General features: G+C 66.5%; 22 protein-coding genes, 2 tRNA genes and 2 pseudogenes. 9 read left to right on the forward strand and 17 right to left on the reverse strand.

Going from position 1 to position 26263, the window contains the following annotated elements:
• The first annotated feature begins 185 nt into the window (after positions 1 to 185).
• Positions 186 to 261, forward strand: a tRNA-Ala gene (locus ACETMP_RS23295).
• Positions 262 to 360: 99 nt separating this feature from the next.
• Here the strand turns inward: ACETMP_RS23295 and ACETMP_RS23300 are convergent.
• The 7 genes from ACETMP_RS23300 to ACETMP_RS23330 all read right to left on the reverse strand — a co-directional run bounded on the left by ACETMP_RS23300 (position 361) and on the right by ACETMP_RS23330 (position 8146).
• Positions 361 to 1173: an enoyl-CoA hydratase gene (locus tag ACETMP_RS23300; RefSeq protein WP_375158032.1), complete on the reverse strand. Its 813-nt coding sequence runs from the start codon at positions 1171 to 1173 to the stop codon at positions 361 to 363.
• Positions 1174 to 1286: 113 nt separating this feature from the next.
• The gene (locus ACETMP_RS23305; protein ID WP_375158033.1) at positions 1287 to 2081 is read right to left on the reverse strand and encodes a glutamine amidotransferase; all 795 of its coding nucleotides are present in this window, start codon (positions 2079 to 2081) and stop codon (positions 1287 to 1289) included.
• A 125-nt stretch (positions 2082 to 2206) separates the two neighbouring features.
• Positions 2207 to 2986 (reverse strand): SDR family NAD(P)-dependent oxidoreductase, encoded by a 780-nt coding sequence (locus tag ACETMP_RS23310; protein ID WP_375161968.1) that lies wholly within the window; start codon positions 2984 to 2986, stop codon positions 2207 to 2209.
• A gap of 185 nt (positions 2987 to 3171) precedes the next feature.
• Entirely contained in the window at positions 3172 to 3702 is a 531-nt protein-coding gene (locus tag ACETMP_RS23315; RefSeq protein ID WP_375158034.1) for a TerB family tellurite resistance protein, read from the reverse strand.
• Between the two features lie 219 nt (positions 3703 to 3921).
• A complete protein-coding gene (locus tag ACETMP_RS23320; protein ID WP_375158035.1) occupies positions 3922 to 5331 on the reverse strand; it encodes an adenylate/guanylate cyclase domain-containing protein in 1410 nt (469 codons plus the stop codon).
• 39 nt (positions 5332 to 5370) lie between these two features.
• On the reverse strand, positions 5371 to 6741 hold the full coding sequence (locus ACETMP_RS23325; RefSeq protein WP_375158036.1) for a cytochrome P450: 1371 nt from the start codon (positions 6739 to 6741) through the stop codon (positions 5371 to 5373).
• A gap of 34 nt (positions 6742 to 6775) precedes the next feature.
• A complete protein-coding gene (locus ACETMP_RS23330; protein ID WP_375158037.1) occupies positions 6776 to 8146 on the reverse strand; it encodes a hydrolase in 1371 nt (456 codons plus the stop codon).
• Positions 8147 to 8293: 147 nt separating this feature from the next.
• On the opposite strand from ACETMP_RS23330, the gene ACETMP_RS23335 reads away from it, so the two are divergent.
• Complete coding sequence (locus ACETMP_RS23335; RefSeq protein ID WP_375158038.1) at positions 8294 to 9982, forward strand: MFS transporter; 1689 nt, start codon at positions 8294 to 8296, stop codon at positions 9980 to 9982.
• A gap of 83 nt (positions 9983 to 10065) precedes the next feature.
• Here the strand turns inward: ACETMP_RS23335 and ACETMP_RS23340 are convergent, their stop codons facing one another.
• Positions 10066 to 10281 carry a cysteine rich repeat-containing protein gene (locus ACETMP_RS23340; RefSeq protein ID WP_375158039.1) on the reverse strand — a complete coding sequence of 72 codons (216 nt, stop codon included), beginning with the start codon at positions 10279 to 10281 and terminating at the stop codon, positions 10066 to 10068.
• Positions 10282 to 10455: 174 nt separating this feature from the next.
• Entirely contained in the window at positions 10456 to 10749 is a 294-nt protein-coding gene (locus ACETMP_RS23345; RefSeq protein ID WP_375158040.1) for a hypothetical protein, read from the reverse strand.
• 253 nt (positions 10750 to 11002) lie between these two features.
• On the opposite strand from ACETMP_RS23345, the gene ACETMP_RS23350 reads away from it, so the two are divergent.
• Positions 11003 to 12052, forward strand: a complete 1050-nt coding sequence (locus ACETMP_RS23350) for a polysaccharide deacetylase family protein (protein WP_375158041.1) — start codon at positions 11003 to 11005, stop codon at positions 12050 to 12052.
• 67 nt (positions 12053 to 12119) lie between these two features.
• On the opposite strand, the gene ACETMP_RS23355 is transcribed toward ACETMP_RS23350, so the two are convergent.
• From ACETMP_RS23355 to ACETMP_RS23375, 5 genes are all read right to left on the reverse strand, one after another.
• Positions 12120 to 12512: a hypothetical protein gene (locus tag ACETMP_RS23355; RefSeq protein WP_375158042.1), complete on the reverse strand. Its 393-nt coding sequence runs from the start codon at positions 12510 to 12512 to the stop codon at positions 12120 to 12122.
• A 351-nt stretch (positions 12513 to 12863) separates the two neighbouring features.
• Positions 12864 to 12939, reverse strand: a tRNA-Thr gene (locus ACETMP_RS23360).
• A gap of 91 nt (positions 12940 to 13030) precedes the next feature.
• A complete protein-coding gene (locus ACETMP_RS23365) occupies positions 13031 to 14800 on the reverse strand; it encodes a heme biosynthesis HemY N-terminal domain-containing protein (RefSeq protein ID WP_375158043.1) in 1770 nt (589 codons plus the stop codon).
• 36 nt (positions 14801 to 14836) lie between these two features.
• Complete coding sequence (locus ACETMP_RS23370; RefSeq protein ID WP_375158044.1) at positions 14837 to 16045, reverse strand: hypothetical protein; 1209 nt, start codon at positions 16043 to 16045, stop codon at positions 14837 to 14839.
• A 64-nt stretch (positions 16046 to 16109) separates the two neighbouring features.
• Positions 16110 to 16856, reverse strand: coding sequence for a uroporphyrinogen-III synthase (locus tag ACETMP_RS23375; protein ID WP_375158045.1), 747 nt, complete (start codon positions 16854 to 16856; stop codon positions 16110 to 16112).
• Between the two features lie 157 nt (positions 16857 to 17013).
• On the opposite strand from ACETMP_RS23375, the pseudogene tsaD reads away from it, so the two are divergent.
• The 3 genes and pseudogenes from tsaD to ACETMP_RS23390 all read left to right on the forward strand — a co-directional run bounded on the left by tsaD (position 17014) and on the right by ACETMP_RS23390 (position 19482).
• Positions 17014 to 18083: pseudogene (tsaD, locus tag ACETMP_RS23380) on the forward strand (tRNA (adenosine(37)-N6)-threonylcarbamoyltransferase complex transferase subunit TsaD).
• Between the two features lie 2 nt (positions 18084 to 18085).
• Positions 18086 to 19066, forward strand: coding sequence for an NAD(P)H-dependent glycerol-3-phosphate dehydrogenase (locus tag ACETMP_RS23385; protein WP_375158046.1), 981 nt, complete (start codon positions 18086 to 18088; stop codon positions 19064 to 19066).
• Positions 19067 to 19068: 2 nt separating this feature from the next.
• A complete protein-coding gene (locus ACETMP_RS23390; RefSeq protein ID WP_375158047.1) occupies positions 19069 to 19482 on the forward strand; it encodes an EVE domain-containing protein in 414 nt (137 codons plus the stop codon).
• Between the two features lie 23 nt (positions 19483 to 19505).
• Here ACETMP_RS23390 and ACETMP_RS23395 read toward each other — a convergent pair whose 3' ends face one another.
• On the reverse strand, positions 19506 to 20585 hold the full coding sequence (locus ACETMP_RS23395) for an adenylate/guanylate cyclase domain-containing protein (protein ID WP_375158048.1): 1080 nt from the start codon (positions 20583 to 20585) through the stop codon (positions 19506 to 19508).
• Between the two features lie 101 nt (positions 20586 to 20686).
• On the opposite strand from ACETMP_RS23395, the pseudogene ACETMP_RS23400 reads away from it, so the two are divergent.
• A pseudogene (locus ACETMP_RS23400) lies at positions 20687 to 21141 on the forward strand (SRPBCC domain-containing protein).
• 14 nt (positions 21142 to 21155) lie between these two features.
• Here the strand turns inward: ACETMP_RS23400 and ACETMP_RS23405 are convergent.
• Positions 21156 to 22322, reverse strand: coding sequence for a DNA topoisomerase IB (locus ACETMP_RS23405; protein WP_375158049.1), 1167 nt, complete (start codon positions 22320 to 22322; stop codon positions 21156 to 21158).
• A 401-nt stretch (positions 22323 to 22723) separates the two neighbouring features.
• Between ACETMP_RS23405 and acs the strand changes: the two genes are divergently transcribed.
• Together acs and ACETMP_RS23415 are read left to right on the forward strand one after the other, a co-directional pair.
• On the forward strand, positions 22724 to 24670 hold the full coding sequence (acs, locus tag ACETMP_RS23410; protein ID WP_375158050.1) for an acetate--CoA ligase: 1947 nt from the start codon (positions 22724 to 22726) through the stop codon (positions 24668 to 24670).
• A gap of 416 nt (positions 24671 to 25086) precedes the next feature.
• Positions 25087 to 25602 carry a L,D-transpeptidase gene (locus ACETMP_RS23415; RefSeq protein WP_028133392.1) on the forward strand — a complete coding sequence of 172 codons (516 nt, stop codon included), beginning with the start codon at positions 25087 to 25089 and terminating at the stop codon, positions 25600 to 25602.
• Between the two features lie 54 nt (positions 25603 to 25656).
• Here ACETMP_RS23415 and ACETMP_RS23420 read toward each other — a convergent pair whose 3' ends face one another.
• Entirely contained in the window at positions 25657 to 26238 is a 582-nt protein-coding gene (locus ACETMP_RS23420) for a thermonuclease family protein (RefSeq protein ID WP_375158051.1), read from the reverse strand.
• Between the last annotated feature and the right edge of the window lie 25 nt (positions 26239 to 26263).

Genomic DNA, 26263 nt, shown 5'->3' on the forward strand with positions numbered 1-26263 from the left:
TGGCTTTTGAAGATTCGGCCGGCGGTCGGATTGACGCCTTTGCTAGATATCGGTTCCCCCCCGCCCAAACAAGGGAGTCACGCCCCGAATGGCTAAAACCGGGTGACACCCGTCCTTGACTTGACCTTGGCGGGGACTTAAATGGCGCCCGGTTGTCGGCCGCGTTGACCAGAGCGGCCAGCAAAGGGGCCATAGCTCAGCTGGGAGAGCGCGTCGTTCGCAATGACGAGGTCGGCGGTTCGATCCCGCCTGGCTCCACCAGCCTTCGCTGGCTTCGCCAGCTTCGGCTCGGCAAGCCAGCTCCGCTCGATCGTAGCGAAGGCTGCCGCGGCGTAGCCCGCAGGGCGAAGCCGGGCTCCCCTACCTCCCCGTAAACCTCGGCGGCCGCTTTTCCATGAAGCTCGCCACCCCCTCACGGAAATCGCTGCCGGCCAGCGCCACCATCATCTCCCGGTTGGCTTCGATCGTCGCCTCGGCCAGGGTCTGGAACGGCACCTCGTAGAGCTGGCGCTTGATCACGGCCATCGCACTCGGCGAGACGAAATCGGCGAGATCGCGGGCATAGGCGTAGGTCTCCTCGCGCAACTTCTCAGAAGAGCAGAGCCGGTTGACCAGCCCGATCCGAAGAGCTTCCTCGCTTGACACGCGCCGCGCCGAAAGCAAGAGATCCATCGCATTGGCATGACCGACGATGCGCGGAAGCATCCAGCTGATGCCGTGCTCGGCAATCAGTCCGCGTCGCGCGAAGGCTGTGGTGAACACCGTATTGTCGGCGGCAAAGCGTAGGTCGCAGTAGAGCGCGTGGACGAGGCCGATGCCCGCCGTGGCGCCATTGAGCATGGCGATGACCGGCTTCCTGAGCGAGGGATAATAGCCGTAGCGCGTCTGCCAGTCCGGACGGCGGTTCATGTCGAAGGGCGGCAGGTTCGAGGCGCGCCTGACGTCGTCAGGGTCGAGCCCCTTCAACGCATCCATGTCGGCGCCGGCGCAGAACGCGCGGCCCGTGCCGGTGAGCACGATGACGCGGACATTGTCGTCCGCGCTTGACGCTTCCATCGCATGACGCACGTCGCGCTCCATGGTCGGCGTCCACGCATTCATGCGATCAGGGCGATTGAGCGTGATGGTCGCGATCTTGTTGCTCACCTCATAGAGAATGTGCTCGTAGGTCATGACGCTCTCCCTTGTTTGCCGGCACGCATTGGTGCGCGCTCGTTGGCGGAGAGCCTAGCATATCAGGAGGCGGCGCGAGGACTTGCGCCAAGAGCTTGCGCGAGAGGCGCAGGCTACTCGGCGGCTTGGGCCAGCACCGGTCGCCGCGCCAGCCAGCCGCCGATGAAATGGTCGAGCCAGGCGCGCTCTGCGGCATCGTAGACGGCACGATCCGCGAAATGATGGTGCCGCTGCCGCGCACCGGGCGCACTGAAGCCGTCGTAGCCACGCGTGGTCCAGCGATGCATCATCGCGTAGGTCACGTCAGGATGAAACTGCACCCCGAAGGCATTGCCGGCGCGGAACGCCTGCACCGGAAAATCGTCGCCCTCCGCGAGCAGCTCGGCGCCGGCAGGCAGCTCGAATCCCTCGCGGTGCCAGTGATAGACCTGAGCCGGCCAGTCCGGACAGAGCGCGCGGCCCGCGGCGGTCGGACGGATCGGGTAGTAACCGATCTGGGTCAGCGCATCGGCATGCGGCGCGACGCGGGCACCGAGCTGCATCGCGAGCATCTGGGCGCCAAGGCAGATGCCGAGGAACGGCCGCTGCTCGCGCAGCGGAATCTCGAGCCAGTCGATCTCGCGCCGGATGTAGTCGTCGGGATCGTTGGCGCTCATCGGGCCGCCGAAGAAGACGGCGCCGGCATGCTCGTCGAGCGTCTCCGGCAGCGAATCGCCGAAGCGGGGACGGCGAATGTCCAGGGAATGGCCAAGCGCGCGGAGCGCATTGCCGACTCGGCCCGGGGTCGAGCATTCCTGATGCAGGACGATCAAGACCGGCAAACGGCTTTCGGAGGCGGCAGTGCTCGGCGCCTTCTTTCGGAAGGGCACCAATTCTGCGCCACCAAACCTGTCCGTCCGGAACGACATGGCCTCTACGAGTGCTATCGGTTCAGACCGCCAGCATAGCTAAGCGACGGTTAACATCGTGTGAGTTCGCGCACACATCGAGGGTGAAGCAAGCTCCGGGCCATTACGGGAGCTCCAGGATTTCTCTAATGCCTGCGCCTCTGGAACCGGCTCGTCGCGCCCAGAATGAAGCCGCGCGGGAAAAAGCGCAGCGCAAACGGCACAATCTTGATGCCGAGACCGGGCAGCACTGCCCGTTTGTTGGCCATCAGGCCACGGTACGCCTCCAGCGCGACATCGGCGGCTGAAACATTGAGAAGGGCGGTATCGTGTTGGGATCCGACGCCGGCGCGCGCCTGGAATTCGGTGGGCACGGGGCCCGGGCAAAGCACGGTGACGCGTACGCCGCGCGGCGCGAGCTCCGCCCGGAGCGCTTCGGTGAACGAAATCACGTAGGCCTTGGAGGCATAGTAGACGGCCATGCCGGGGCCGGGCAGGAAGCCCGCGACCGAGCCCACATTGAGAAGACCGCCCTTGTTCCTGATCAGCTGATCGGCAAAGCGCAGCGACAGATCCGTCAGGGCCCGCACGTTGACATCAACGATCCCGATCTGCTCGTCGCGGTCGCGCTCGATGGCATCGCCGAACACGCCGAAGCCGGCATTGTTGACGAGGTGGTCGAGCTCGACGCCTTCGGCGGCGAGCGCTGCCGCGATGGTCTCGCCTGCGGCGGGGTTCTCGAGATCGCAGGCGATCACGATCGGCTTCTTGCCGCCCTTGGCGGCGAGCTCGCGCGCGAGCTCCTCCAACCGATCCGCGCGCCGCGCCGTCAATGCCAGGCGATGTCCGTTGGCGGCGAATACGCGCGCCAGCTCCGTGCCTATGCCCGCCGAGGCCCCGGTGATCAACGTTACCCGCTCAGTCACGATCGAAGTCTCTTGAATTGAAGTTTTTTGGCCCCGCAATGGCTGAACGAGAGCACAAGCCGTGCGCGACAGGCAAGCGGCGCCGGTGGAATAGCGGCTTGAGCGGGCGACAGGGGAGCACGAAGGGCAGGTATTTGTAGGCGAATCGGCCAAGCTGGGGACGCCCGGCCTACATTAAAGTTTCGTCATGTGGCTCGCGTGGGAAGCAATCCACCAGGCGGGATAGGGTCAGCCGCCGACGGCGCATCCTTCCCCTGGCCACCGACACGCTCGGCCACAATATGCTTCAGCTCGATCCGGTCCCGCTGGGAAATCCCGAGCAGATCGGAGGCGCGCCAGACGACATTGTCCTCGAACTCGCTGACCTGGCCGTCGGCAAAGACCAGCTCCCACATCATCCGAACGATGCGCTTGCGACCCTCCTCGTCGAGCGAGCGCATGATGATGCTGGTGAAGTGATAGAGGTCCACCGCCTCGCCTTCGACCTCGGTGGCGTCCGCGATCAGGCGGTCCGCTGCGCCGTGATCGAGCCCAAAATGGCTTTCGATCAGGCTGTGCAGCTTGCGCCGCTCGGCGGCCGTCGGCTGGCCATCCAGCGATACGACGTGGACGAGCAGCGCGGTCGCCGCCAACCGATAGTCGCTGTCACCGAAGGTGCGGCCCTGGTCATGGGGGGCGACAATGTCGGCGATGAATTGGCGCAGGCCGTCGAGCATAATGGTCCTTACCGAAATCGATGCAGCCGCGAGGAGCGCGGGCTGCTACCGGCATTATATGAGCAGGAAACCCAACCGGCGCAACGTGCGTCAGTTCCCCGCACTGCATTACGTTTCGGCAATCTCTCACCGTCATTCCGGGGCGCGCAAAGCGCGAACCCGGAAACTCGAGATTCCGGGTTCGATGCTAACGCATCGCCCCGGAATGACGATCCAAACTCACGGGATCTCGTACACCACTATCTTGTCGGCGATGCCGCGCAGCGCAGCCTGCTTCTGGATCGGCTTGATCGCGCGCTGCTCAAGCACTTCCGCAACCGCGGGCGCGTCGAGCACCGGGCCGGTGATGTGGATTTCCTGCGCTGTCGACAGGCTCTGCACGCGGGCGGCGATGTTGACGGTCTGGCCGAAATAATCCTGCCGCTCGTTGAGCATCACCGCGAGGCAAGGACCCTCATGGATGCCGATCTTGACGATGAGATCGTCGGTGCCGCGCTGCTTGTTGAGCTCGTCCATGGCCGCGCGCATCCGCAGGCCCGCGACGATGGCGTGCTCGGGACGGACGAAGGTCGCCATCACGGCATCGCCGATGGTCTTCACCACCGCGCCCTTCTCGGAGGAGATGATCCCGAGCAGCGCATGGAAATGCGCGCGCACGAGATCGAAGGCGGCGAGATCGCCGACCCGTTCATAGAGCGCGGTCGAACCCTTCAGATCGGTGAACAGGAAGGTGAGCGAGGTGATCTGGAGCCGCTGATCGAGACTGAGATTGTCAGCCTTGAACACGTCGCGGAAGGTCTGGTTCGACAGCATCCGCTTGGCGGTGAGGAACGGCTTGCGCTTGCCGATGAGATGGTGGAGCGCTTCGGCCGCGATGAACACCGACGGCAGCACGCGCACCCCGGCCTGGTTCTCCAGCGACAGCCGCAGCGGGCCGGGCCGCATGGTCGTGGTCCCGGTCGGGGCCTGCACCTTGTTGTACATGATGGCGAGTTGCTGCCGGTCCTTGGTCGGCTCGCCCTGAACGTCGATGAAATGGGCGGCGTGCGTCACCGGCTCGAAGATGATGACGAAGTCGCTCGGCAGCTGCAGCGACATGGTCGCCTTCTCGCCTGCCGGCAGCTCCATCGTGTCGAGCGTCACCTCGTTGGCAAGCGTCGCGAACGATTCCTTGTTGAAGTCGACGCCGGAGCTCCAGAACACCTGCTTGAAATAATCCCACACGGGAAGCGTATCAGGGTCGTGCGCCGCGATGCGCCGGACGCGCGGGTTGACGGTGAAGGAGACCTCGACCTGATCGTCGACGGAAGCCTTGTAGCCGCAGGCGCAGAGTGCGCAATGATAGTCGTCGGGCTTGAGCGCCTTCAGCGTCGAATGCGCGCCGAGCACGCCGCCGCATCCCGGGCACAGCACGTTCCAGCCGAGATCGAACAGCCCGAGCCGCGCCGAGTGCAGGAAGGCGGAGATCGCGCGCTCCTCGTCGAGGCCGTGCTGCGCGGAGAAATCGAGGACGTTGACGCGGTTGAGCTCGTGATCCTCGCCATCCTCGATCAGGCGCACGATCGCATCGACCACCCTGGCGTCGGCGGTCTGCTTCAGAACGGAAAACTGGGCCTGGATGTCGCTCATGGCAGGACTCTGTCTCGGGCGGATCGCGCCGCCGGCCTGTCACCGGCGCGTGATGCGGAACATGGGTGAGTGGTCCGGCTGGGTCGTGACGACGCCGAGCGGGACCACCGGATTTGCGGTATCGGCGAGCTCGACACGGAAGGCGCCAATCAGCCGGGCCAGCGCCAGCACGGATTCGGCCTGGGCAAACGGCGCGCCGATGCAGACGCGCGGACCTGCGCCGAACGGCAGATAGGCAAAACGGTCCGGCGCCTCCTTCGACATGAAGCGCTTTGGAACGAACGCGTTCGGCTGGTCCCACAGCTTCTCGTGCCGGTGCAGCAGCCAGGGCGCGATCATGATGATGTCGCCCTTGCCGATCTCGATTCCAGCCGCATTGTCCTTGTCGCGCGCGGCCCGCGCGACAAGGAAGGCCGGGGGATAGAGCCGCATGGTCTCCTCGATCACCGCACGGGTGAACTTCTGCCGGTCGATGTCGGCCATGCTGTCGAGATGCTCGCCGCGCGTCTCGGACGCGACCTCCTCCTGCGTATCGGGATCGAGCGCGAGCAGATAGAGCGCCCAGAACAGTGCGGTCGCGGTGGTCTCGTGGCCCGCGAGGATCATGGTCGCGACCTCGTCGACGAGCTGCTCGTCCGAGAAGCCCTTGCCGGTTTCGGGGTCGCGCGCTTCGTCCATGAGATCGAACAGGTCGCGCGGCGGCGCGCCGTCCTTTTTGCCCATCGTGCGCCGTTCGGCGATCAGCATGGCAACGAACTCGGTCCAGCGCTTGCGGAAACGGGCGCGGGCGAAATCCATCGGGCTCGGCCAGGACACCGGCAGCAGCATGTCGAGGAAGTACGGCCGCCCCAGCCGCGCGGCATATTCCACGATGAAGTTGCGCAAGGTCGCGCCATGCCGGTCCATGCCGAACGAGAACATCGTGCGCCCGGCGATCTCCAGCGTCATGCGCTGCATGATCTCGCGCAGGTCGATATCTTCCCCCACGCGCGCGTCCAGCTTGGCGATGGTCTCGTCGAGCACCGCCGTCATGTGCGGAACGAGGTTCGCGGTGGCGCGCGGCGTGAAGGCCGGTGCGAGGGTGCGGCGCTGGAACGTCCAGGAATGACCCTCCGCGATCAGAAGCCCGTCACCCAGCACCGGACGCAGCATGCGGATGCCCGCCGGCGTGCGCGTGTAGTTCTCGTAATTGGTCAGCAGGACATGCCGGATCGCGTCCGGCTGGTTCAGGATGAAACTGTTGCGGAGGAAGAAGCGGCCCTTGATGACGTCTTCCTCATAGGCGCGCTGGCCCCAGGTCGCGATCATGTTGCGCCGGATCACGGCGAGACGGCCGAAGAACGACATGTCGTCGGGCGCACGCGGAGGAGCCGGAGGGATGATGGGCCGACGCACGCTGGCGATATTCATGGCTCTCTCCCACAGGGTGTACGCAGGCAAACAGCTAGTAAGTCAGCTCGGCAATCGCAATCCTGTTCTCCTGGGCGGCCCAGGCCCGCGCCACAATCCGTTCTTCGCCGAATTGAGCCACGATGTTACGTCCAACCTCGCCGGCTGCAAGCCGCAATGTTGCCGCCGAATCGGTCGGCACGCCCGGCTTGACGTCGGCCGGCTCCTTGCCATCCAGCAGCACCACGTCCCGCGGCCGGCCGAAATAGCCGCGCGGCCGCGACATGATGACGACCGCGCCGGCGTCCTTGTCGGACGGCCCGAGCAGCCGTGCGGCGCGCAAATGGACGACGTCCGACGAGCGCGGGAAGGGTGAGCGATAGATGTGCGTGATCGGCGCGCCCGGCGACGTCAGAACGAATTCGAGCGACCAGGACGGCTCGACCTGCGCCGGCCCCCAGCGGCCGTCGGCGCCCGTGGTCGCGCTGTGCACGGCGCCGCCCTTGCGCTCACCGGTATCAGGATCGACCCGGAAGATATCGACAGTTGCGCCCGCCACCGGCCGATTGGTCGGCACGCCGCCGGGCGTGCCGGTGACGAGGCCGCTCAGCCTGACCACCGGCTCCGGCACGATTGCGATGCGCGCAGGTTCCCGGCCGGCGATGAACTTGTAGATCTCGCGGAACGCCCTGGGGTGAAAGGCCACCTCGCGATGGTCGAGCGCACCGAGCACGAGATTGGTGGCACCCTTCAGCTCCGGCCCTTCGTTGGTGACGCCGGTCGGCGTGCCGGGCTTGCCGATGAAACGGCCGTCGGCCTGGGCGTATTTGTCCATGCCGTCGCTACGCAGCGTCAGGAAGGCGACGCCCGGCGTCACCTCGCTCTCGCCCTCGTTGAGCGAACGCAGGAACGCACCGCGGCCATTGAACTCGCTGTTGGGCTGATCGTCGGTTGCGAACACGCCGTGGTTGGGCGTGCCGCACAAAACGGCGTGGCTGACGTCGCCGGCACCGCCGTTCTTGATCACGTTGCGAATGGCATAGCCGCCGCGCGAGCTGCCGACCAGCGCGACCCGCGCCGCGCCGGTCCGGCGCTTGAGCTCGGCGATGGCAGCCGTGAGCTCCCGGCGCTGGTCCTCGGTCGAGGAGCGGTTCGCCTGCTCGACCTTGTCGTCGGTGCGCGCATTGGGATCGGTGAAATTGATCGCCGCCATGCGGTCGCGCGCGACGCCGTTGGATTCCATCCGCCACAAGGTGGTCATCCAGAGCGCGTCATAGTCGCCATTGCCGTGCACGAACAGGATCGGTGGCACCTCATTGCCCGGCGTGGCAGCCGCAGTCTGGGCGATTGCGGCCGTCCGCAAGCTCGCACTTGCGAAGGGCAAGCTGCCGGCGCCCAGCAAGATCATCCGTCGCGACAGCTTCATCTGTTCCTCCCCGGCAAACCGTCTCTTTGCACCGCTTATAGCGGCCTAACCACTGGACAGCGAAGGACTTTCGCAGGCATCAAAGAATTTGCCGGAATTGCCCGAGACCACCCAGGACCGCTTTTGCCAGCCCATATGGAAGGGGATATGACCGAGCAGCCAAACCGTCAGAAGATGGCCGCCGACGGCATCACCGCGCCGCTGCGCTACACCGTGTTCCGGCGCATCTGGCTGGCCAGCCTGCTCTCCAATCTCGGCCTGCTGATTCAGGGCGTCGGTGCAGCCTGGGCGATGACACAGATGTCGGCATCGGCCGACCAGGTGGCGCTGGTGCAGACCGCCCTGATGCTGCCGATCATGCTGATCTCGATGCCGGCCGGCGCCATCGCCGACATGTATGACCGCCGCATCGTCGCGCTGATCTCGCTGTCGATCGCGTTGATCGGCGCCACTGCGCTCACCGTGCTGGCCGGATTCAATCTCATCACCCCGGAAACACTGCTGGCCTTCTGCTTCGTGGTTGGCAGCGGCAATGCGCTGTTCGGCCCGGCGTGGCAATCTTCGGTCAATGAACAGGTGCCGCCCGACGCGCTGCCTTCGGCCGTCGCGTTGAACGGCATCAGCTACAATATCGCGCGCAGCTTCGGTCCCGCGGTCGGCGGCGTCATCGTCGCCGCGCTTGGCGCGGTGGCGGCGTTCGCCTGCAACGCGATCCTGTATCTTCCGCTGTTGGTGGTGCTGCTGCTCTGGCGTCGCTCGGTCGAGCCCTCACGGCTGCCGCGGGAAAAGCTCAACCGCGCCATGGTCTCGGGCTTCCGCTACATCACCAATTCGCCGCCGATCAAGATCGTGCTGTTGCGCACGCTGGTGATGGGCCTGATCGGCGGCGCCATCATGGCACTGATGCCGCTGGTCGCGCGCGACCTGCTGCACGGCGGTGCGCAGACCTACGGCATCATGCTCGGCGCCTTCGGCATGGGCGCCGTGATCGGCGCGCTCAACATCCACGAACTGCGCAAGCGCATGAGCGGCGAGGCCGCGATCCGCGCCTGCACCATCTCGATGGCGTTCGCGATGGCCGCGCTGGCCCTGAGCACGGAGCCGGTGCTGACGGCCGCGGCGCTGGTGCTGGCCGGCGCGGTCTGGATGGCCGCGATTGCGCTGTTCAACATCGGCGTGCAGCTCTCGGCGCCGCGCTGGGTCGCCGGCCGCTCGCTCGCTGCGTTCCAGGCCGCGATCGCCGGCGGCATCGCGATCGGCGCCTGGGGCTGGGGTCATCTCACCGACTACGCCGGTGTCGAGGTCGCGCTGCTGACCGCAGCCGGCCTGATGCTGATCTCGCCGCTGCTCGGCATCTGGCTCACGATGCCGCGCGTCGGCGCCCGCAACGAGGATGCGGACATGCTGGCCGATCCCGAGGTCAAGCTGTCGCTGACGGGCCGCAGCGGGCCGCTCGTGGTCGAGATCGAATATCGCGTCGCGCAGGAGAACGCGCGCGCGTTCCACAACGTGATGCAGGACGTGCAACTCTCGCGGCAGCGCAATGGCGCCTATGGCTGGTCGATCGCGCGCGACATCGCCGATCCTGAGCTGTGGACGGAGCGCTACCACTGCCCGACCTGGTTCGACTACTTACGCCAGCGCAACCGCTCGACCCAGTCGGAACGCGCGCTGCATCAGCAGGCGATCGGTTTCCACGTCGGCCCCGAGCCGGTGCGGATCCGCCGCATGCTGGAGCGGCCGTTCGGCTCGGTGCGCTGGCAGGACGAGACGCCGGATCGCGCCAGCGGCGAGGTGCTGCCGGTGGTCGCGACCGCGGCGGGAAGCAGCACTTAGTTTTTGTTTGGTCATTCCGGGGCGCGCGAAGCGCGAGCCCGGAATCCATTCCTCTCAAGAATTTGCCGCCCGATGGATTCCGATCACTGCCCGTGCTCGGTCAGCACCTTGTCGCAGCCTTTGCTCAGCCGCGTCCGATTCTGCTTGAGGCAAGCGAGCACGGCGCCGTCGCCATTGTTCATCACGGCGCGGCAGAAGCGGCTGACATCGCGCGCGCAGGCATCGTGGCCGGGCTGCTGCTGCGCGGATGCGACCGAGGCGCACAGGAGCAAAGGAATGATGAAAAGCAATCTGGTCATCGCGTAATGCCTCTTACCCGGAAAGATGTGCGGGGAAGCTAGTGCGACGATCTCACACCTGCAACGGCTTTATTGCCGAGCGGGAAGGGTGCCGCCGCGGGACCCCGGCATGACGCCGGGGTACATCGCGGGCGGGGAGCTGACCGGCGCGACGATCGTTGTCGTCGCGCGTTGTTACTGGCTGTCCTGGGCGTCAGCGACCTTGCGCGAGGCGCCCTTGGCGAGATTCTTGTCCATCACCGCGCGGCAGCCGGCGCTTAGGTCCGAACGATGCTTGATCATGCAGGCCGTGATCTTCGGGATGTTGGGGATTTCGGACGAGCACAGGCGGAAAGCATCGCCAGTGCACATCTGCTGCGCCTCGGCCGAGAAGGCGAAGCTCGAGCTCGTCGAAGCGATCGAGACGATGGCGGCAATGCCCAGAGCCAGGCTGGCGTCGCGGAGACTGGCAGAGAAGGACTTGGTCATTTGAAGCTCCCATTGGCACCGCGCGGAGCGGGCCGGTTGTTGATGGGAACTACGATGCTCCGACAAAACAGTTTCCACCGTGATGACCGTCACGCGGCCCACCTCGACTGTGACCTCGGTCACGTTGGCGCACCGCCCTGAAATTCCTGCACAACCGCCGTCGCGTTGGTGTCACGTTAACTGTTACTTCGCATTAATGGCGTGTCGCGCGGGAAATTCCGCAGGTTTGGTTGCGTAATTGGAAAGAGTAGCGATGCGTAATGCGTTGGGCCTGATGCTGGCCAGTGTAGTTGCGGCGGTCGTGATCGCCGCCGGCGGTTGGTTTTATTATTCCGCGCGCGCCGATCAGGGCGCTCCCAAGACAATTGCTGCCCGTGCCGCCGATCCGTTGCCGGCACCGGCGAAGCTCGCCGCCAGGGATGACGTCGAGACCACCGCGACGGTGGCGGCCAAGCCGGCGGCAGCCGCCGCGGCGCCCGCTCCCGTCATGCCGGCGCAGCCGAAGCAGGCCTGCGCCAATCCGAACGCGCTCGGCGTCTCCCGCGTGGTCGAGATCGACACGACGGGCGGCCCCGGCTTCGGCTTCGATCATTTCAAGCAGTTCGACTTCCTTACCGAGAAAGAGGTCGTGCTGACCTTCGACGACGGTCCCTGGCCGGTGAACACGCCCGCGGTGCTGAAGGCGCTCGCCGACGAATGCACCAAGGGCCTGTTCTTCTCGGTCGGCAAGCACGCGACCTACCATCCGGAGATCCTGAAGCAGGTGCTGGCCCAGGGCCACACGGTCGGCACGCACACCTGGTCGCACGTCAATCTGAACGGCAAGAAGATGACCGAGCAGATGGCCAAGGACGAGGTCGAGAAGGGCGTCAGCGCGGTGAAGTTCGCGCTCGGTGCCAACCCGGCTCCGTTCTTCCGCTTCCCGCAGCTTCAGCACAATCCGGCGATCGTGAGCTATTTCGGCACCCGCAACGTCGCGATGTTCTCGACCGAAATCGATTCCTTCGATTTCCGCAAGGGCGCCACGCCGGAGAAGATCATCGAGACGGTGATGACGCGGCTCGACAAGCTCGGCAAGGGCATCATCCTGATGCACGATTTCCAGAAGAACACCGGCATCGCCCTGCCAGCGCTGCTCGCGCGCCTCAAGGCCGGTGGTTACAAGGTCGTGCAGATGAAGGCAAAGACGTCGCTGGCGTCGCTGCCGGAATATGACGAAGCGATCATGAAGGACATGAAGGTGCCGACCGCGAGCACGAATACGCGTCCGATCGCGAGTGTCGTGCAGACGATTTCGCAGTAAGCGCGACCATCACTTCGACAACGCTACGGCCGGGCTTTCGCCCGGCCGTTTGCGTTGGACGAGGGGCTCACCAATAGATGCCGTGGCGGTGCAGTTCGCTGATGATGCGGCGCTCGGTCCAGCTGCGCTTGGGCTTCGGCTTGTCCGCACTTGCGGTTTTCTTGGCGGCCGGCTTGGCCGTTGCGACCGGCGCCGGGGCGCTGGTCGGCGCGGTGGTCGCAGGTGCGGCTGTCGTGGCTGGCGGCGCAGACAGCGTCACCGCCGGCGGACGATCGGAATATTTCGGCGCCTCAATGGCCGGCGCAGCTTCGCTCGCCTGCGCCGTGGTTGTGGTCGTCGACGCGGTCAGCGGAGCGGGAGCCTGAGCGCCCGACGCTGCAAGCGACAGGCTGCGGGAGCCGTCTGCCTGGGCCGATGCGGCACTCAGGACCATGGCGGCAACCAGAATGATCTTGCGCATGTGAAATCTCCCCGTGTTGGCGTGACCGGGATATTACGGACAACGTGCTCGGGGTTAAGTGATTGGCCTCACATAAGCGCGCCGCAATTTCGAACCGACCGGTCGCAGTCAACACCGATGGAACCCGCAGCGTCACGTCCGGAAAACTCGTGCGGTTGAGCAGGCGAACGCCCTTTTCAGCGTCCGTGCTAGCGACGGATCGACGCCGAGCCCACCGCGTCAGAGCCGCCAACGCGATCGACTTGGACTGAAAGCTTTGAAACCTCTCGACAACCCGTTCGGCACGAGGTTGTCACCCATGTCTCAGGTACGATTTGCTACCTATGGGTCCGGGCCGGACAATCGAGGCGCTGGTGCCGCAAGAGGGATTCGAACCCCCGACCCCGTCATTACGAATGACGTGCTCTACCGACTGAGCTATTGCGGCGAACCCTGCCGGGGCCTGGGGGCCCCATACGCGCGCTCCTGATATCGGGCATGGCCCGAAGTGGCAAGGACAAGCCGGCTTCGAATTGCGCTCACGCGCCCCAGCGTGACCAGAACCCGCGCCACCCTCCGGCCTGGGCCTTGGGCGTACCGATTTGTTCCGTGAATTCATCGCTCGGACCCTCGTCGTCGATCCCGGGATCGTCGGGGGCCCGGACGAGGGGGATGACCGCCGGAATCGGCGCTGGAGCGGGTTTGCCGAGGTCGGCGCGGGTCCGGAACACCGGGGTAGCCGCCGGCGGCGATGATTCGGCGGGCTCAGCAACCGGTTGGACCGGCTCGGCGGGCGCGACCGCCGGCTCTTCCGTCACCGTTTCCTTGCTGGATTCTTTGGCGGCTTCCTTGGACTCGGGCGGCGTATTGTCCTGGGCGGCGGGGGCCGGGGTTTCCGGCGCGGGCGGTTCCGCCGGGGCTTCGCTGACCGCCGCCATCACGCGCTTCGGTGGCGGCGCCGCCAGCATGGCTTCCTCGAAGGCCGAGGACTCGATCGTGGTGCTCCTGTCCGAGGGCAGGCTCGCGACCGGTGTCTGCCACTGGAACGCATCGAGGCGGCCGGTGACCGGAGAGACCGGGCGCCAAGTGTCGCTGACGTAACCGTCCGCGGTCCAGGCGGGATCAAGGCGGGCGCGCACCGCCCGCAGGGTCCAGGCGCGGGCGCGGCCGCTATCGCCATGCTCGGCGCGCTCGATCTCGGCCATCAGCAGCGCGACGCGCTGGGTCGGATCGCCGACATAGGGCGCGAGCACCTCGCGTGCGCGGGCGAATTCGGAGGCATCGATCGCGGCGCGCGCGATCGCGAGCTGGCCCTCGACATGGCCGGGCTTGTCGGCCGGCGTCTTCGCGGCGAGGGTCTCGATCCGCTGCAGGCGGTGCCAGGCGGTGTCGCCGAGCCTCACATGCGCATAGGCATCGGCAAGATCGGGATGCGGATTGGCGAGCCAGGCAGCTTCCACCAGCTTCATGGCGCGGCGCACCTGATGCGCCTCGCTCTCGAATTTCGCCGCGAGCACCGCGGCCGGCACCAGGGTCGGCGCGAGCTTGACCGCTTCCATCGCGCTCTCACGCGCGACGTCGCGGTCCATGGTCTCCAGCTCCAGCGCGCGCGCCGTCAGCAGCACGCCGCGCTGCCGGCGATAGGTCTGCTTGTCGATCTGCCCTGCACGCAGATTCGAGTCGAGGATCGCGAGCGCGCCGCTCCAGTCACCGCGCGCGCAGCGGAAGCCGAGCACCGCATGCGAGGCCCAGGTCGAGGACGGCGACAGCTTGATCGCTTCCTCAGCGATCATCACCGCGCCGACCGCATCGTCGGCTCGCTGCGCCTCGATGAACAGGCCACGCAGGCCGAGCAGGCGCGTGTCCTCGCGCTCGGCCATGACGCGGAAGACGCGCTGCGCCTCCTCGCGATTGCCTTCGAGCTGCGCCGACTGCGCGTGCAGCAGCAGCGCGAGCGGATCGTTCGGTGCATGCCGCCGCGCCGCTTCGGCGTGACGGCGGGCGAGCGCGGAATCGCCATGGCCGATCGCGAGCAGGCCGTGAGTGATGGCATTGCGGCCCCTTGCCTGGCGCTTGTCCTGGCGGCGCCGCCGCAGGCGCTTCGGCGTGCGCCAGACCATCGTCAAGATGCTCCAGACCAGCACGACAGCCGCGGCAAAGAGGCCGAGCAGGAACACGAATCTGGGAAGCGTCGTCGAGATCCGGAAACTACCTGCGGTCAGCACGAGATCGCCGGGCTGGTCGGCAACCCAGGCCGCGCCGGCCGCCGCCAGCGCGATCAGGACGAGAAAGAGGACGATGCGAAGCATGACGATCCCTATTACGCGCCGATTATTGCGCGAATCTTATTGAGCAGGCTTGGCCGGATCAGATTTGGCGAGATCCGCCATCGCATCGTCGGCGAATTTGCGGGACGCGGCGAGCGCGGCGTCGCGGGCATCGGCCTTGTCGAGCCAGGCCTGCGCCGCTGTGCGATCGGCCTCCGGCAGCGACTTCAGCTCGCGCCGCGCCTCCACAAAATCGTTACGCAGCGCGGCCGCCGTCACGCGCGCCACGATCGCGCCGCGGTCGTTGCCGACGCCGTCGGTGCGCTCGATGCGGACCAGTTTCGAGGCTCCGGCCTGGAGACGCTCGACGATGCCGGCACTCGCGGCCGGGGCTTCCGCCGGCGGCGACAGCTTCGGCACGATGGTGAGCAGCTCGCGGCTCAGCGCGACCGGCGTCGGGATGCCCGACGATGCGAACGTGTCGAGCGGCTTCAGCGTGTCGGGCTTGGCTGCCAGCGACCGCGCCGCGGCCAATTGCTGCTGATAGGGATCGCCGTGGCGAACAGCCACGTCGAGCAGAGCCGCCGCCACCACGCTACGCAGCGGCTTGTCGTCCTTCGCCGTGGCATCGGCGATCTTCTCGCCCTGTTGCGCGAGCTCCGCCCGTTCGGCCCTGCTGGCGCGTTCGAGCTGTGCGATGCGATCATTGAGCGCGGAAAGATCGGGCGCGGCAGCACCTGGCGCGGACTTCACGTCGTTCAGTGCACTCGCCGCCTTGTCGGCCTGCGTCCGCAGATTGGCGACGTCGCTCCGCAAACTGCCGATCGATTTCTCGATCGCGTCGATCCGCGCCGCCATGGCCGGATCGGTCACGGGCTTGCCGGCCTTGGCCTCGACCGCGCTGACGCGCCCGCTCAACGCATCGACCGTCGCGCTCGTGACTTGCGGTGCGGCAGGCGGCGCCTGCACCGCCGGCCAGCCCAGCATCCAGCCGACCGCGATCACGATTGCAGCCGCGACAGCGCCGGAGAACGGCGCAATGACCCAGGGCGAAATCGACGATGCCGGAGCCTGCGCTTCGATGCGCTCCGGCTCTGCGTCAACCTGGTCGGGTTCTGCCTGTTCAGGCGCGGCGTGCTCCGGCGCTGGCTGGGCCTCGGGCTCGACCACCGTCTCCTGCGGCTGGGTTGCGACTTCGGTGGCTTCGAGATCAATGGTGGGCGGAGTGCGCTTGGCACGACCGCTGTCGGGCGCCAATCCTGCGTCTTCAGGCTTGTCGTCGGCCATCGTGACGGTTCCTCACACTTCCATATCAAGGTGAACTAGATTGCGTCGGATTCGGCCCGACCTCTTACGCCAAACGGGTCCGCAAAGCACGCTCCAAGGTGGCAAATAAGGCATTTTCGTCCGGTGTCGCGGCAACCAGAACCTGCGACGCGCCGGCCTCGCGCAGCGCGCCCGCGACCGCCTCGGACAGACAGCATTGCGGTATCGCCAGCGCCGAGATTTCGACGCCCTCGTCCCTGGCCGCATCCAGGAACGCCCGGGCGCTGCGCCGGGAGTAGTGCAGCACCGCCTCGACCCCGTGGGCGGCAAAGCCCTCGCAGACCTCGCGCGGCAGATGCTTGACGGGCGTCATCCGATAGGTGGTCTGCGTGACCACGGAGAAACCCTCTGCATCGAGCTCACCGCCGAGGTCGCGCGACAGATCCGCGCCCGCGAGATACAGCAGCGTGCTCTTTTTCTTCAGCACCTTGTCGCGCGCGCTCTGCATCACCTTGTCGCGGAGGGACGCGGCATCGCCGCCGGCGACGATCACCCGGGTAAAGCCGGCGTCGCGCGCCGCGGCGGCGGTATGCTCACCGACCGCAAACAACGGCAGCTCCAGAACACCAAGGTCCCTCAATTGCGGCGCGACGGCGCGGATCGCGTTGGCCGACGTGACGAGGACGGCGCCATAGTGAGCTTCACCTTTGTCGTGGAAGGCGACCGGCTCGAACTTGAGCGCCGGCGCAAGCAGCACCGCATGCCCCCGCGCGCGCAGACTTGCCGCGGTCGCTTCATTGTCGGGATGCGGCCGTGTGACAAGAATGGACATGCTGCTGTTCCCGAACCAATTGGCGGTGACGCATGACCCGGACGGCTTGCTTCGTGACGATTGCGCAATCTGGTCCCGGAATGCTACCGGACGTACCAGAACTCTGCTTTACGGATGAGCGCAAGGGCGCAAATTGGATAACAATTCGCCAATGCTGGTGCTGGGCATCGAAACCACCTGCGACGAGACCGCCGCGGCGGTGATCGAGCGCGCCTCTGACGGCAGCGGCAAGATCCTGTCCAACATCGTGCGGTCGCAGATCGAGGAGCATGCCCGTTTCGGCGGCGTGGTGCCGGAGATCGCCGCCCGCGCCCATGTCGACCTGCTCGACGGGCATCGTCGATCGCGCCATGCGCGAGGCCGGCATCGGCTTCGGCGAGCTCGGCGGCGTCGCGGCCGCCGCGGGGCCGGGCCTGATCGGCGGCGTCATCGTCGGGCTCACCACCGCGAAGGCGATCGCGATGGTGCACGACACGCCGCTGGTCGCAGTGAACCATCTGGAGGCGCATGCGCTGACGCCGCGCCTCACCGATGGCATCGCATTTCCTTATTGCCTGTTTCTCGCCTCCGGCGGCCCATACCCAGATCGTCGCGGTCACCGGCGTCGGCCAATATGTGCGGCTCGGCACCACCGTCGACGATGCGATCGGCGAGGCCTTCGACAAGGTCGCGAAGATGCTGGGCCTGCCCTATCCCGGCGGCCCGCAGGTCGAGCGCGCGGCCGCGAGCGGCGATGCCACCCGCTTTGCGTTCCCGCGGCCGATGCAAGGCAGACCCGATGCGAATTTCTCGCTGTCGGGATTGAAGACGGCGGTGCGCACCGAGGCGAGCCGATTGCCAGAGATCACGCCGCAGGACATCAGCGATCTCTGCGCGAGCTTTCAGGCTGCGGTGCTCGAATCGACGGCCGACCGGTTGAACGTCGGCTTGAAACTGTTCCGCGAGAAATTCGGCGCGCCAAGCGCGCTCGTGGCCGCCGGCGGCGTCGCCGCCAATCAGGCGATCCGCGGCGCCCTCGACGAGGTCGCACAGCAAGCCGGGACGCAATTGATCATGCCGCCGCCCGCCCTCTGCACCGACAACGGCGCGATGATCGCCTGGGCCGGCGCCGAGCGCCTCGCGCTCGGCATGACCGACACGATGGACGCGCAGCCGCGGGCACGCTGGCTGCTCGACGCCAACGCAACGGCGCCGGCAGGCTACGGCAAGACGCGGGCGGGATATTAGCGATGCCTGCGTTCCAATCCGTCGCGGTGATCGGCGCGGGCGCCTGGGGCACGGCGCTGGCGACCGTGGCCGCACGGGCCGGGCGCGCCGTGACGCTGTGGGCGCGCAATGCCGAACATGCGGCGCGAATCGCATCGACGCGCGACAATCCGCGGCTGCCCGGCGTGCGGATCACTCCTGAGATCGAGGTCACGAGCGATCTGGCGCTCGCTGCGCGCGCTGACATGCTGCTGATTGCGACGCCGGCGCAGCATCTGCGCGGCGCGGTCAACTTGCTGGCCTCGCATCTGGCAAGGCCCGCGCCGATCGTTGCCTGCGCCAAGGGCATCGAGCACGGCACCCATAAATTCATGACCGACGTAATTGCGGAAGCCGCCCCCAGCGCGCTGCCGGCGATCCTGTCGGGACCGAGCTTCGCCGATGACGTCGCGCGCGGCCTGCCGACCGCGGTGACGCTGGCGGCCGGCGATGAGCGGTTGGCAAGCGCGCTGGTGCAGGCGCTGGGCTCGCCGACATTCCGCCCCTATCACTCCACCGACATCCGCGGCGTCGAGATCGGCGGCGCCGCCAAGAACGTGCTGGCGATCGCAGTCGGCATCGCGGTCGGGCGCAAGCTCGGCGCCTCCGCCCAGGCCGCGCTGACGACCCGCGGCTTTGCCGAGCTGACCCGCCTCGGCCGCGCGCTCGGGGCACGCAGCGAGACGCTCGCCGGCCTCTCCGGTCTCGGTGACCTCATCCTGACCTGCGCGAGCCCGCAATCGCGCAACTTCGCGCTCGGGCTCGCGCTCGGACGCGGCGAGCCGTCGCCCGCCGGCAAGCTCGCCGAGGGCGAGTTCACCGCGCCGGTGTTGATCGAGCTCGCAGCTTCGCGAAACATCGAGATGCCGGTCTCGGAAGCGGTCGCGGCGATCCTGAGCGGCCGGAGCACGATCGACGCGGCGATTTCGGGGCTGCTGACACGCCCCTTCAAGTCTGAGGAATGAACATGGCGTACTGGCTGGTGAAATCCGAACCGTCGGTGTGGTCCTGGGACCAGCAAGTGTCGAAGGGCGCCAAGGGCGAGGCCTGGACCGGCGTGCGCAATTACACCGCGCGCCAGAACCTCGTCGCCATGAAGAAGGGCGACAAGGCGTTCTATTATCATTCCAACGAGGGCAAGGAGATCGTCGGCATCGCGGAGGTCATCAAGGAGGCCTATCCCGATCCGACCGACAAGACCGGCAAATTCGTCTGCGTCGACATCAAGGCCGACAAGCCCTTGAAGAACCCGGTGACGATGGCCGCGATCAAGGCCGAGAAGAAGCTCGCCGACATGGCGCTGGTGAAATATTCGCGCCTCTCGGTGCAGCCGGTGACGGCGGAGGAGTGGAAGCTCGTCTGCAAGATGGGCGGGCTGTAAGCGTTGCCGCTACGAGTCCGACCTCACGCCTCGGGCAATGTGAACACCTCACACGGCGCAGCAATCCCGCGCAGCGGATGCGATCCGAGCGCGACCAGCGGCATCTCCGTCTCGGCCGCGAGCGCGCCGGACACCAGCACCGTCCTGCCCAGCGGCTTGCACAATCCCTCGAGCCGGCTGGCGAGATTGACGGCGGGGCCGATCGCGGTGAAGTCCAGTCGGTTGGCCGCGCCGATATTGCCCCAGAGCATCTCACCAAGATGCAATGCGGCGCCGAATGCCAGCGGCGGCAGGCCGTTGGCGCTGCGCTCCGCGTTGAGATACGCCATCCCGGCTTCGGCTGCGCCTGCAGCACGCAGCGCGGCCTCGCAGGCGCGGCGCGGCGAGGCCTCGAGCACCGGAAAGATCGCGAGCACCCCGTCGCCGATGAATTTCAGCACCTCGCCGCCGAAGGCGTGGACGGCGCCCGCGATGCGATCGAACCAGGCGTCGAGCGCGGCGATGACCTCGCCAGACGGTGAGGTTTCCGACAGCGTCGTGAAATTGCGCAAATCCGCATAGAGCAGCGCGGCCTGAATGGTTTCGCCGGAATCGCGCCGCAAGGGCGCCGCCAGCACCCGCTCTGCACTGCGCTTGCCGAGATAGGCCTCGAGCGTTGCCCGCAACGTGGCGCGCGCAGCGAGCACGGCGAGGGGCGTTGCGGCAAAACGCGCCGCCTGGCGCAATTGCTCGATTTCGTCCGCAGTGAACGGACGCGGCCCGATCCAGCCGAGCAGCGGCCCGTCGGGCCGTCCGACCACGTCTTCGTGCACCTCGCCGTGCGCGATGTCGCGCAGCCAGCGGCGACCGGCATCGTTCGGCGGATCCGGTGCCAATCCACCCGGCGCAAAGCCGAGCGCTTCGATCACCTGGCCGCTGTCGGCCCGCCATAGCCAGGTCCGCTTCGCGATCAGCGGATGCGGCACCTCCAGCGTCAGGGCGCCCGCCGCAAGCGGCACGCCGTCGGCCATGAGATGAGCGCCGAGCTCCGCGAGCAGGCGGTCGGCCCCGGCACTGTCCGAGGCGACATCGACCAGCCAAGCGAGCGTCGGTGCGAGCTGCATGGCTCGATCATGGCGAAGGCCGGCCGGGTTTGTCACGGGCAATCCTTGACGGGCCGCTCTGGCGCCGCCATGTGCCGGTGGCAGGGAAGGGATGATCGCCAATGACCGAACCGTTCATCGTGCGGCGCGAGACCCAGATCGCGGCACCGCGCGCCACCGTCTTCGCTTACCTGACCGACCCCGAGAAGATCTTGAGCTGGATGGGGTCCGATGCGACCACGGAGCCGCATCCCGGCGGGCTCTACCTGCTCAAGGGGTCGGCCCGCGCGGCCGCATCGCCCGCGGCGCATTCCGCGAGGTCGTGCCGGTGCATCGTCTCACCTACACGTTCGGCTGGGAGGATGGCCAGGAAGTGCCGCCCGGCTCCAGTCTGATCGAGATCGATCTGATCGAGCACGACGGCGGCACGCTGCTGCGCATGACCCATAGCGGTCTGCCGAGCGAGGAACAGGCGGCTGCGCATGCAAAGGGATGGGCGCATTATCTGGAGCGGCTGACGATCGTGGCCGCAGGCGGCGATCCCGGTCTCGATAACGGCGTCTCGACCAAGTCGTAGCTACGGCAATGTCGCTACACCGCCGCGGTGGCCACCACTTGCGCCAACAACTGCTCGCGCCGCGCCTGCGAGCGCTGGCCCTTCATGGTCGCGGCAAAGCGTTCGAGGATGCCTTCCTCGAAAGCGGTGACGATGGTGTCGTGGACGTAGCTCTTGCGGCAGATCGCCGGCGTGTTGGAGAGCTTGTCGGCGGCGGCGCGGATCGCGTCCAGCACCTGCTTGTTGCGGCCGCGCTGGCTGGTCGCCGGCGTGATGCGTGACAAGGATTCCACGACCACGGCAGAGGCCATCAGCGTGCGAAAATCCTTGAGCGAGATCTTGATGCCGGCGATCTCGCGCAGGAACGCATTCACCTGCGTGGTGCTGACCGCGCGCACGATGCCGTTGGCGTCGCGATACTGGAACATGCGTTTGCCGGGGACGCCCTGCAAGATGCCGATGGCGCGCACCAGCTTGGCCGCGTCGCATTCCTTGCGCACCGCCTTGCCGCCCTTCGCCTTGAAGGTCAGCACGAAGCAATCGTCTTCCAGCGTGACGTTGGATTTCAGCAGCGTGGTGGCGCCGCGGGTGCCATTGAGGCGGGCGTAGGATTCGTTGCCGGGGCGGATCGCGGTGCGAGCGATCAGCTCGATCACGGACGAGAGCGCGAATTCACGCGTCGGCTCGTCGCCCGAAAGAAACGCCGAGACCTTGCGCCGGATCTTGGGCAGCGCGCCGACGAGCTTCTCCAGGCGATGTGCCTTGCGATGCTCGCGGACCTTCTCCCAATCGGCGTGATAACGATATTGCAGCCGGCCCGCGGCATCGCGGCCCACGGCCTGAAGATGCGAGCTCGGATCGGCCGAATAGCGCACCTCGCGATAGGCCGGCGGCACCGCCATGGCGTGCAGCCGGCGGATGGTGCGGGCATCGCGGATGTGTGCGCCGTTGGGACGGACGAAGGAATAGCCCTTGCCGCGCCTGACGCGGCGAATGGTCAGCTCATTCTGGTCGCCGAGCCGCAGGCCGAGTTCCTTGGCAAGCGCCTCGACCGTCGCCGGCGCCGTGTCAAAGCTCTTTTTCGGGCTGGGACGCCGGAAAGGGGCCGATTTGGGCCATTGTCCGAGGGCCTTGGCCAGCGCAATGGCCGCAGGATCGGCTGAAGCGGGCCGGATCGTCCCGAGATTCTGCTGATCCATCATAGTCTTATGCCTTAGCCCTGTCTGTTATCGGTCAATGCCGCAATTCTGATTTTTGTTCCGAAGGGTCTCTTTGGACCCGGGTTGGCCATTTAGGGTGTTCCGAACCGCATTGCGAGTCCCGAATCAGTGACGAGAGGTTACCCAATACCGGCCGCCCCGCATGGACGCCCTGCGTCGGCCGATTCCTGAGGCTTGGGTCGAGGCCTGAACGCTCCCCAGGTCCTGTTTCAGATCTGCGACAGTCGCCGCAGGCGAGGCTCGATCTTCCGCATGGCCGGCGACCCGCCGAAGGTCCAGCTTGTGCTCCTTGTCGGGTCCGGTTAGCCCGACGCATAATCAGTCAATGATCAAGTCGGCTCGCCGGTCGCTCGCGTTCGGCCTGCCGAATGTGGAGGGAAAGCATGTCCGAGAAGATCTACGACGTCCCTGCGGAGTGGGCAAAGCGCGCCTGGGTCGACCAGGCCAAGTACAAGGAGATGTACGCTCGCTCGATCTCGGACCCGAACGGTTTCTGGGCGGAGCAGGCCAAGCGCATCGACTGGATGCACGCGCCGACGAAGATCGAGAACGTCTCGTTCGCACCCGGTAACATCTCGATCAAGTGGTTCGAGGACGGCATCCTCAACGTTGCCTACAATTGCATCGACCGGCATCTCGCCAAGCGCGGCAACCAGACCGCGATCATCTGGGAAGGCGACGATCCCTCGCAGTCCAAGCACATCACCTACCAGGAGCTGCACGACGAGGTCTGCCGGATGGCCAACATCCTGCGCACCCGCAATGTCGGGAAAGGCGACCGCGTCACCATCTACCTGCCGATGATTCCAGAAGCGGCCTATGCGATGCTCGCCTGCGCCCGCATCGGCGCGATCCACTCCGTGGTGTTCGCGGGCTTCTCGCCGGACAGCCTCGCCCAGCGCATCAACGACTGCAAATCCAAGGTCATCATCACCGCGGACGAAGGCCTGCGCGGCGGCAAGAAGGTGCCGCTGAAGGCCAATGTCGATGCGGCGCTCGCCAAGGCCGGCGGCGTCGACTGGGTCGTCGTGGTCAAGCGCACCGGCGGCAAGGTCGAGATGAATCCGTCGCGGGACCTCTGGTATCACGAGGCGGCGGCCATGGTGACGACGGAATGCCCGGTCGAGCACATGCACGCCGAGGACCCGCTGTTCATCCTCTACACCTCGGGCTCGACCGGTCAGCCCAAGGGCGTGCTGCACACCTCCGCCGGCTATCTCGTGTTCGCCTCGATGACGCATCAATACGTCTTCGACTATCACGACGGCGACATCTACTGGTGCACCGCGGATGTCGGCTGGGTCACCGGCCACAGCTACATCCTCTACGGGCCGCTGGCGAACGGCGCGACCACGCTGATGTTCGAAGGCGTGCCGAATTACCCGGATAATTCCAGGTTCTGGAACGTCATCGACAAGCACAAGGTCAACATCTTCTACACCGCGCCGACCGCGATCCGCGCGCTGATGCAGTCGGGCGACGAGCCGGTGAAGAAGACCTCGCGCGCGAGCCTGCGCCTGCTCGGCTCGGTCGGCGAGCCGATCAACCCGGAAGCCTGGGAATGGTATCACCGCGTCGTCGGCGACGACCGCTGCCCGATCGTCGACACCTGGTGGCAGACCGAGACCGGCGGCATCCTGATCACGCCGCTGCCGGGCGCGACCAAGCTCAAGCCCGGCTCGGCGACCCAGCCGTTCTTCGGCGTGGTGCCCGAGATCGTCGATGCCGACGGCAAGGTGCTGGAGGGCGAAACCTCAGGCAATCTCTGCCTCACCCGCTCATGGCCGGGCCAGATGCGCACCGTCTATGGCGACCACGCCCGCTTCGAGCAGACCTATTTCTCGACCTACAAGGGCAAGTATTTCACCGGCGACGGCTGCCGCCGCGACGCCGACGGCTATTACTGGATCACCGGTCGCGTCGACGACGTCATCAACGTCTCCGGCCATCGCATGGGCACCGCGGAAGTCGAGAGCGCGCTGGTGGCACATGAGAAGGTCTCGGAGGCCGCGGTGGTCGGCTTCCCGCACGACATCAAGGGCCAGGGCATCTATGCCTACGTCACCCTGATGGCCGGCATCGAGCCGACCGAGGACCTGCGCAAGGAGCTCGTCACCTGGGTGCGCAAGGAGATCGGACCGATCGCCTCGCCCGACCAGATCCAGTTTGCGCCGGGCCTGCCAAAGACCCGTTCCGGCAAGATCATGCGCCGCATCCTGCGCAAGATCGCCGAGGACGAGCCGGGCAGCCTGGGCGACACCTCGACCCTGGCCGATCCCGCCGTGGTCGATGACCTCGTCAAGAACCGGCAGAACAGGAAGCCGGCGTAAGGCAAGCCCGTGCCCCGGACGCAGCGCAGCGCGCAAGTGATGCGCTGCCGAGCCGGGGCCCATCCTGCCGTGAAAGAAAGAACTGGGTCCCGGATCTCCGCTTCGTTGCGCTTGTCCGGGACACGAGAGCGGGTATTGAGCTCGCCTTCAACCAACAGCCGTTCATAGCCTCACGCGCTTGTCAGCGCGCGCGGCCGCGCGCCGGTATATTTCCCGCCGAGTGTTGTTTTCAGGTCATTTACTTTATTTCGAACATTTCCTTTGTTCCCCCTGCTGGCCGGCCTTCGGTGGCCGCGCGTGGAAACCATCCGGTTAACGGGCGCGGTTAAGAATGTCCCCTCACGAGGACTTGGCGCGGCGGCGATTGCGGGTTCTGCGTCATTTTGGATGATCCGATTGGGGCAAGGGGGAGATCGATGTCGATGAGGATTGCGGTGGCGATGGCCGCCATCATCGGAGCCGGGATCTTGATGTCGACCGCGGCAGAAGCGCGGCCGGAAATAGTGGGCACGCGCCTCGCGGACTATTCGCCGGGCACGATCGTGGTCAAAACCAGCGAACGCAAACTCTATCTCGTTCTCGATAACGGCCACGCCGTGCGCTATCCGGTCGGCGTCGGCAAGTCCGGCAAGCAATGGGCCGGCACGACGAAGATCGACGGCAAGTATCGCAACCCGGCCTGGGCGCCGCCGGCCGAGGTCAAGCGCGACAAGCCCAACATTCCCGACATGATTCCCGGCGGCTCGCCCCGCAACCCGATGGGCGTCGCGGCGCTGACGCTGGCCGGCGGCGAATACGCCATCCACGGCACCAACGTGCCGGGCTCGATCGGCGGCTTCGTCTCCTATGGCTGCATCCGCATGCTCAACGACGACATCACCGATCTCTATAGCCGCGTCTCCGTCGGCACCACGGTGGTCGTGACGCGCTGATCCCGCGGTCGGCCGCGACAACAACGAGCCGCGTCTTTGGACGCGGCTTTTTTGTTACCAGAGGCGCCAGCCGCGCGCGCACCAGCCGCCACGATGGCCGCCATTGTAGCTGCGCACGAAGTCGCCGGCGAGCAACGCCGCGGAGACATTCGCTGTGCGCCGGGTCGCGACGTCGGCGAGCACGCGGCCGTATTTGTCGGGGCCGAGATTGGTGATGGTCACGCCGCCTTGGCCGAGCAGATCGCGCAAGGCACGGGCCGCAGCTTCCGCCTTGTCCAGCTCCTCCTGGCAGGATGCTTTCAGCTCGGGCGCATCGATGCCGCGCAGCCGAACGCGCACCACGGGATCGCGTCCCTCTTGCAGACGCACACGCGCGAGAAAGGTGTCGCCATCGATGGTGCGGATGACGTCGACGGGACGGACGTCGGCGTGGCCGGTCTGCTGAAGAACGATCTCGGCATCGCCAGCGCGATCGGCATCGGGAAGAAGCCAGTGCGTTCCATGGCGGAACGTGAGCACGACGGCCGCGGCGATGCCCACCACGAACATCCAGGGCAATAGGCCGGAGAAGCGGCGGCCGAACGGCGAGCCGCTGAACCGCGGCCGACGGGAATGCAGGCGATCCTTGAAACGCATCAACTCACGCTAGGACTGAGTCGGG

Origin of the sequence: Bradyrhizobium dasycarpum (assembly GCF_042019905.1) — a bacterium.
GTDB classification, from domain to species: Bacteria; Pseudomonadota; Alphaproteobacteria; order Rhizobiales; family Xanthobacteraceae; genus Bradyrhizobium; species Bradyrhizobium japonicum_B.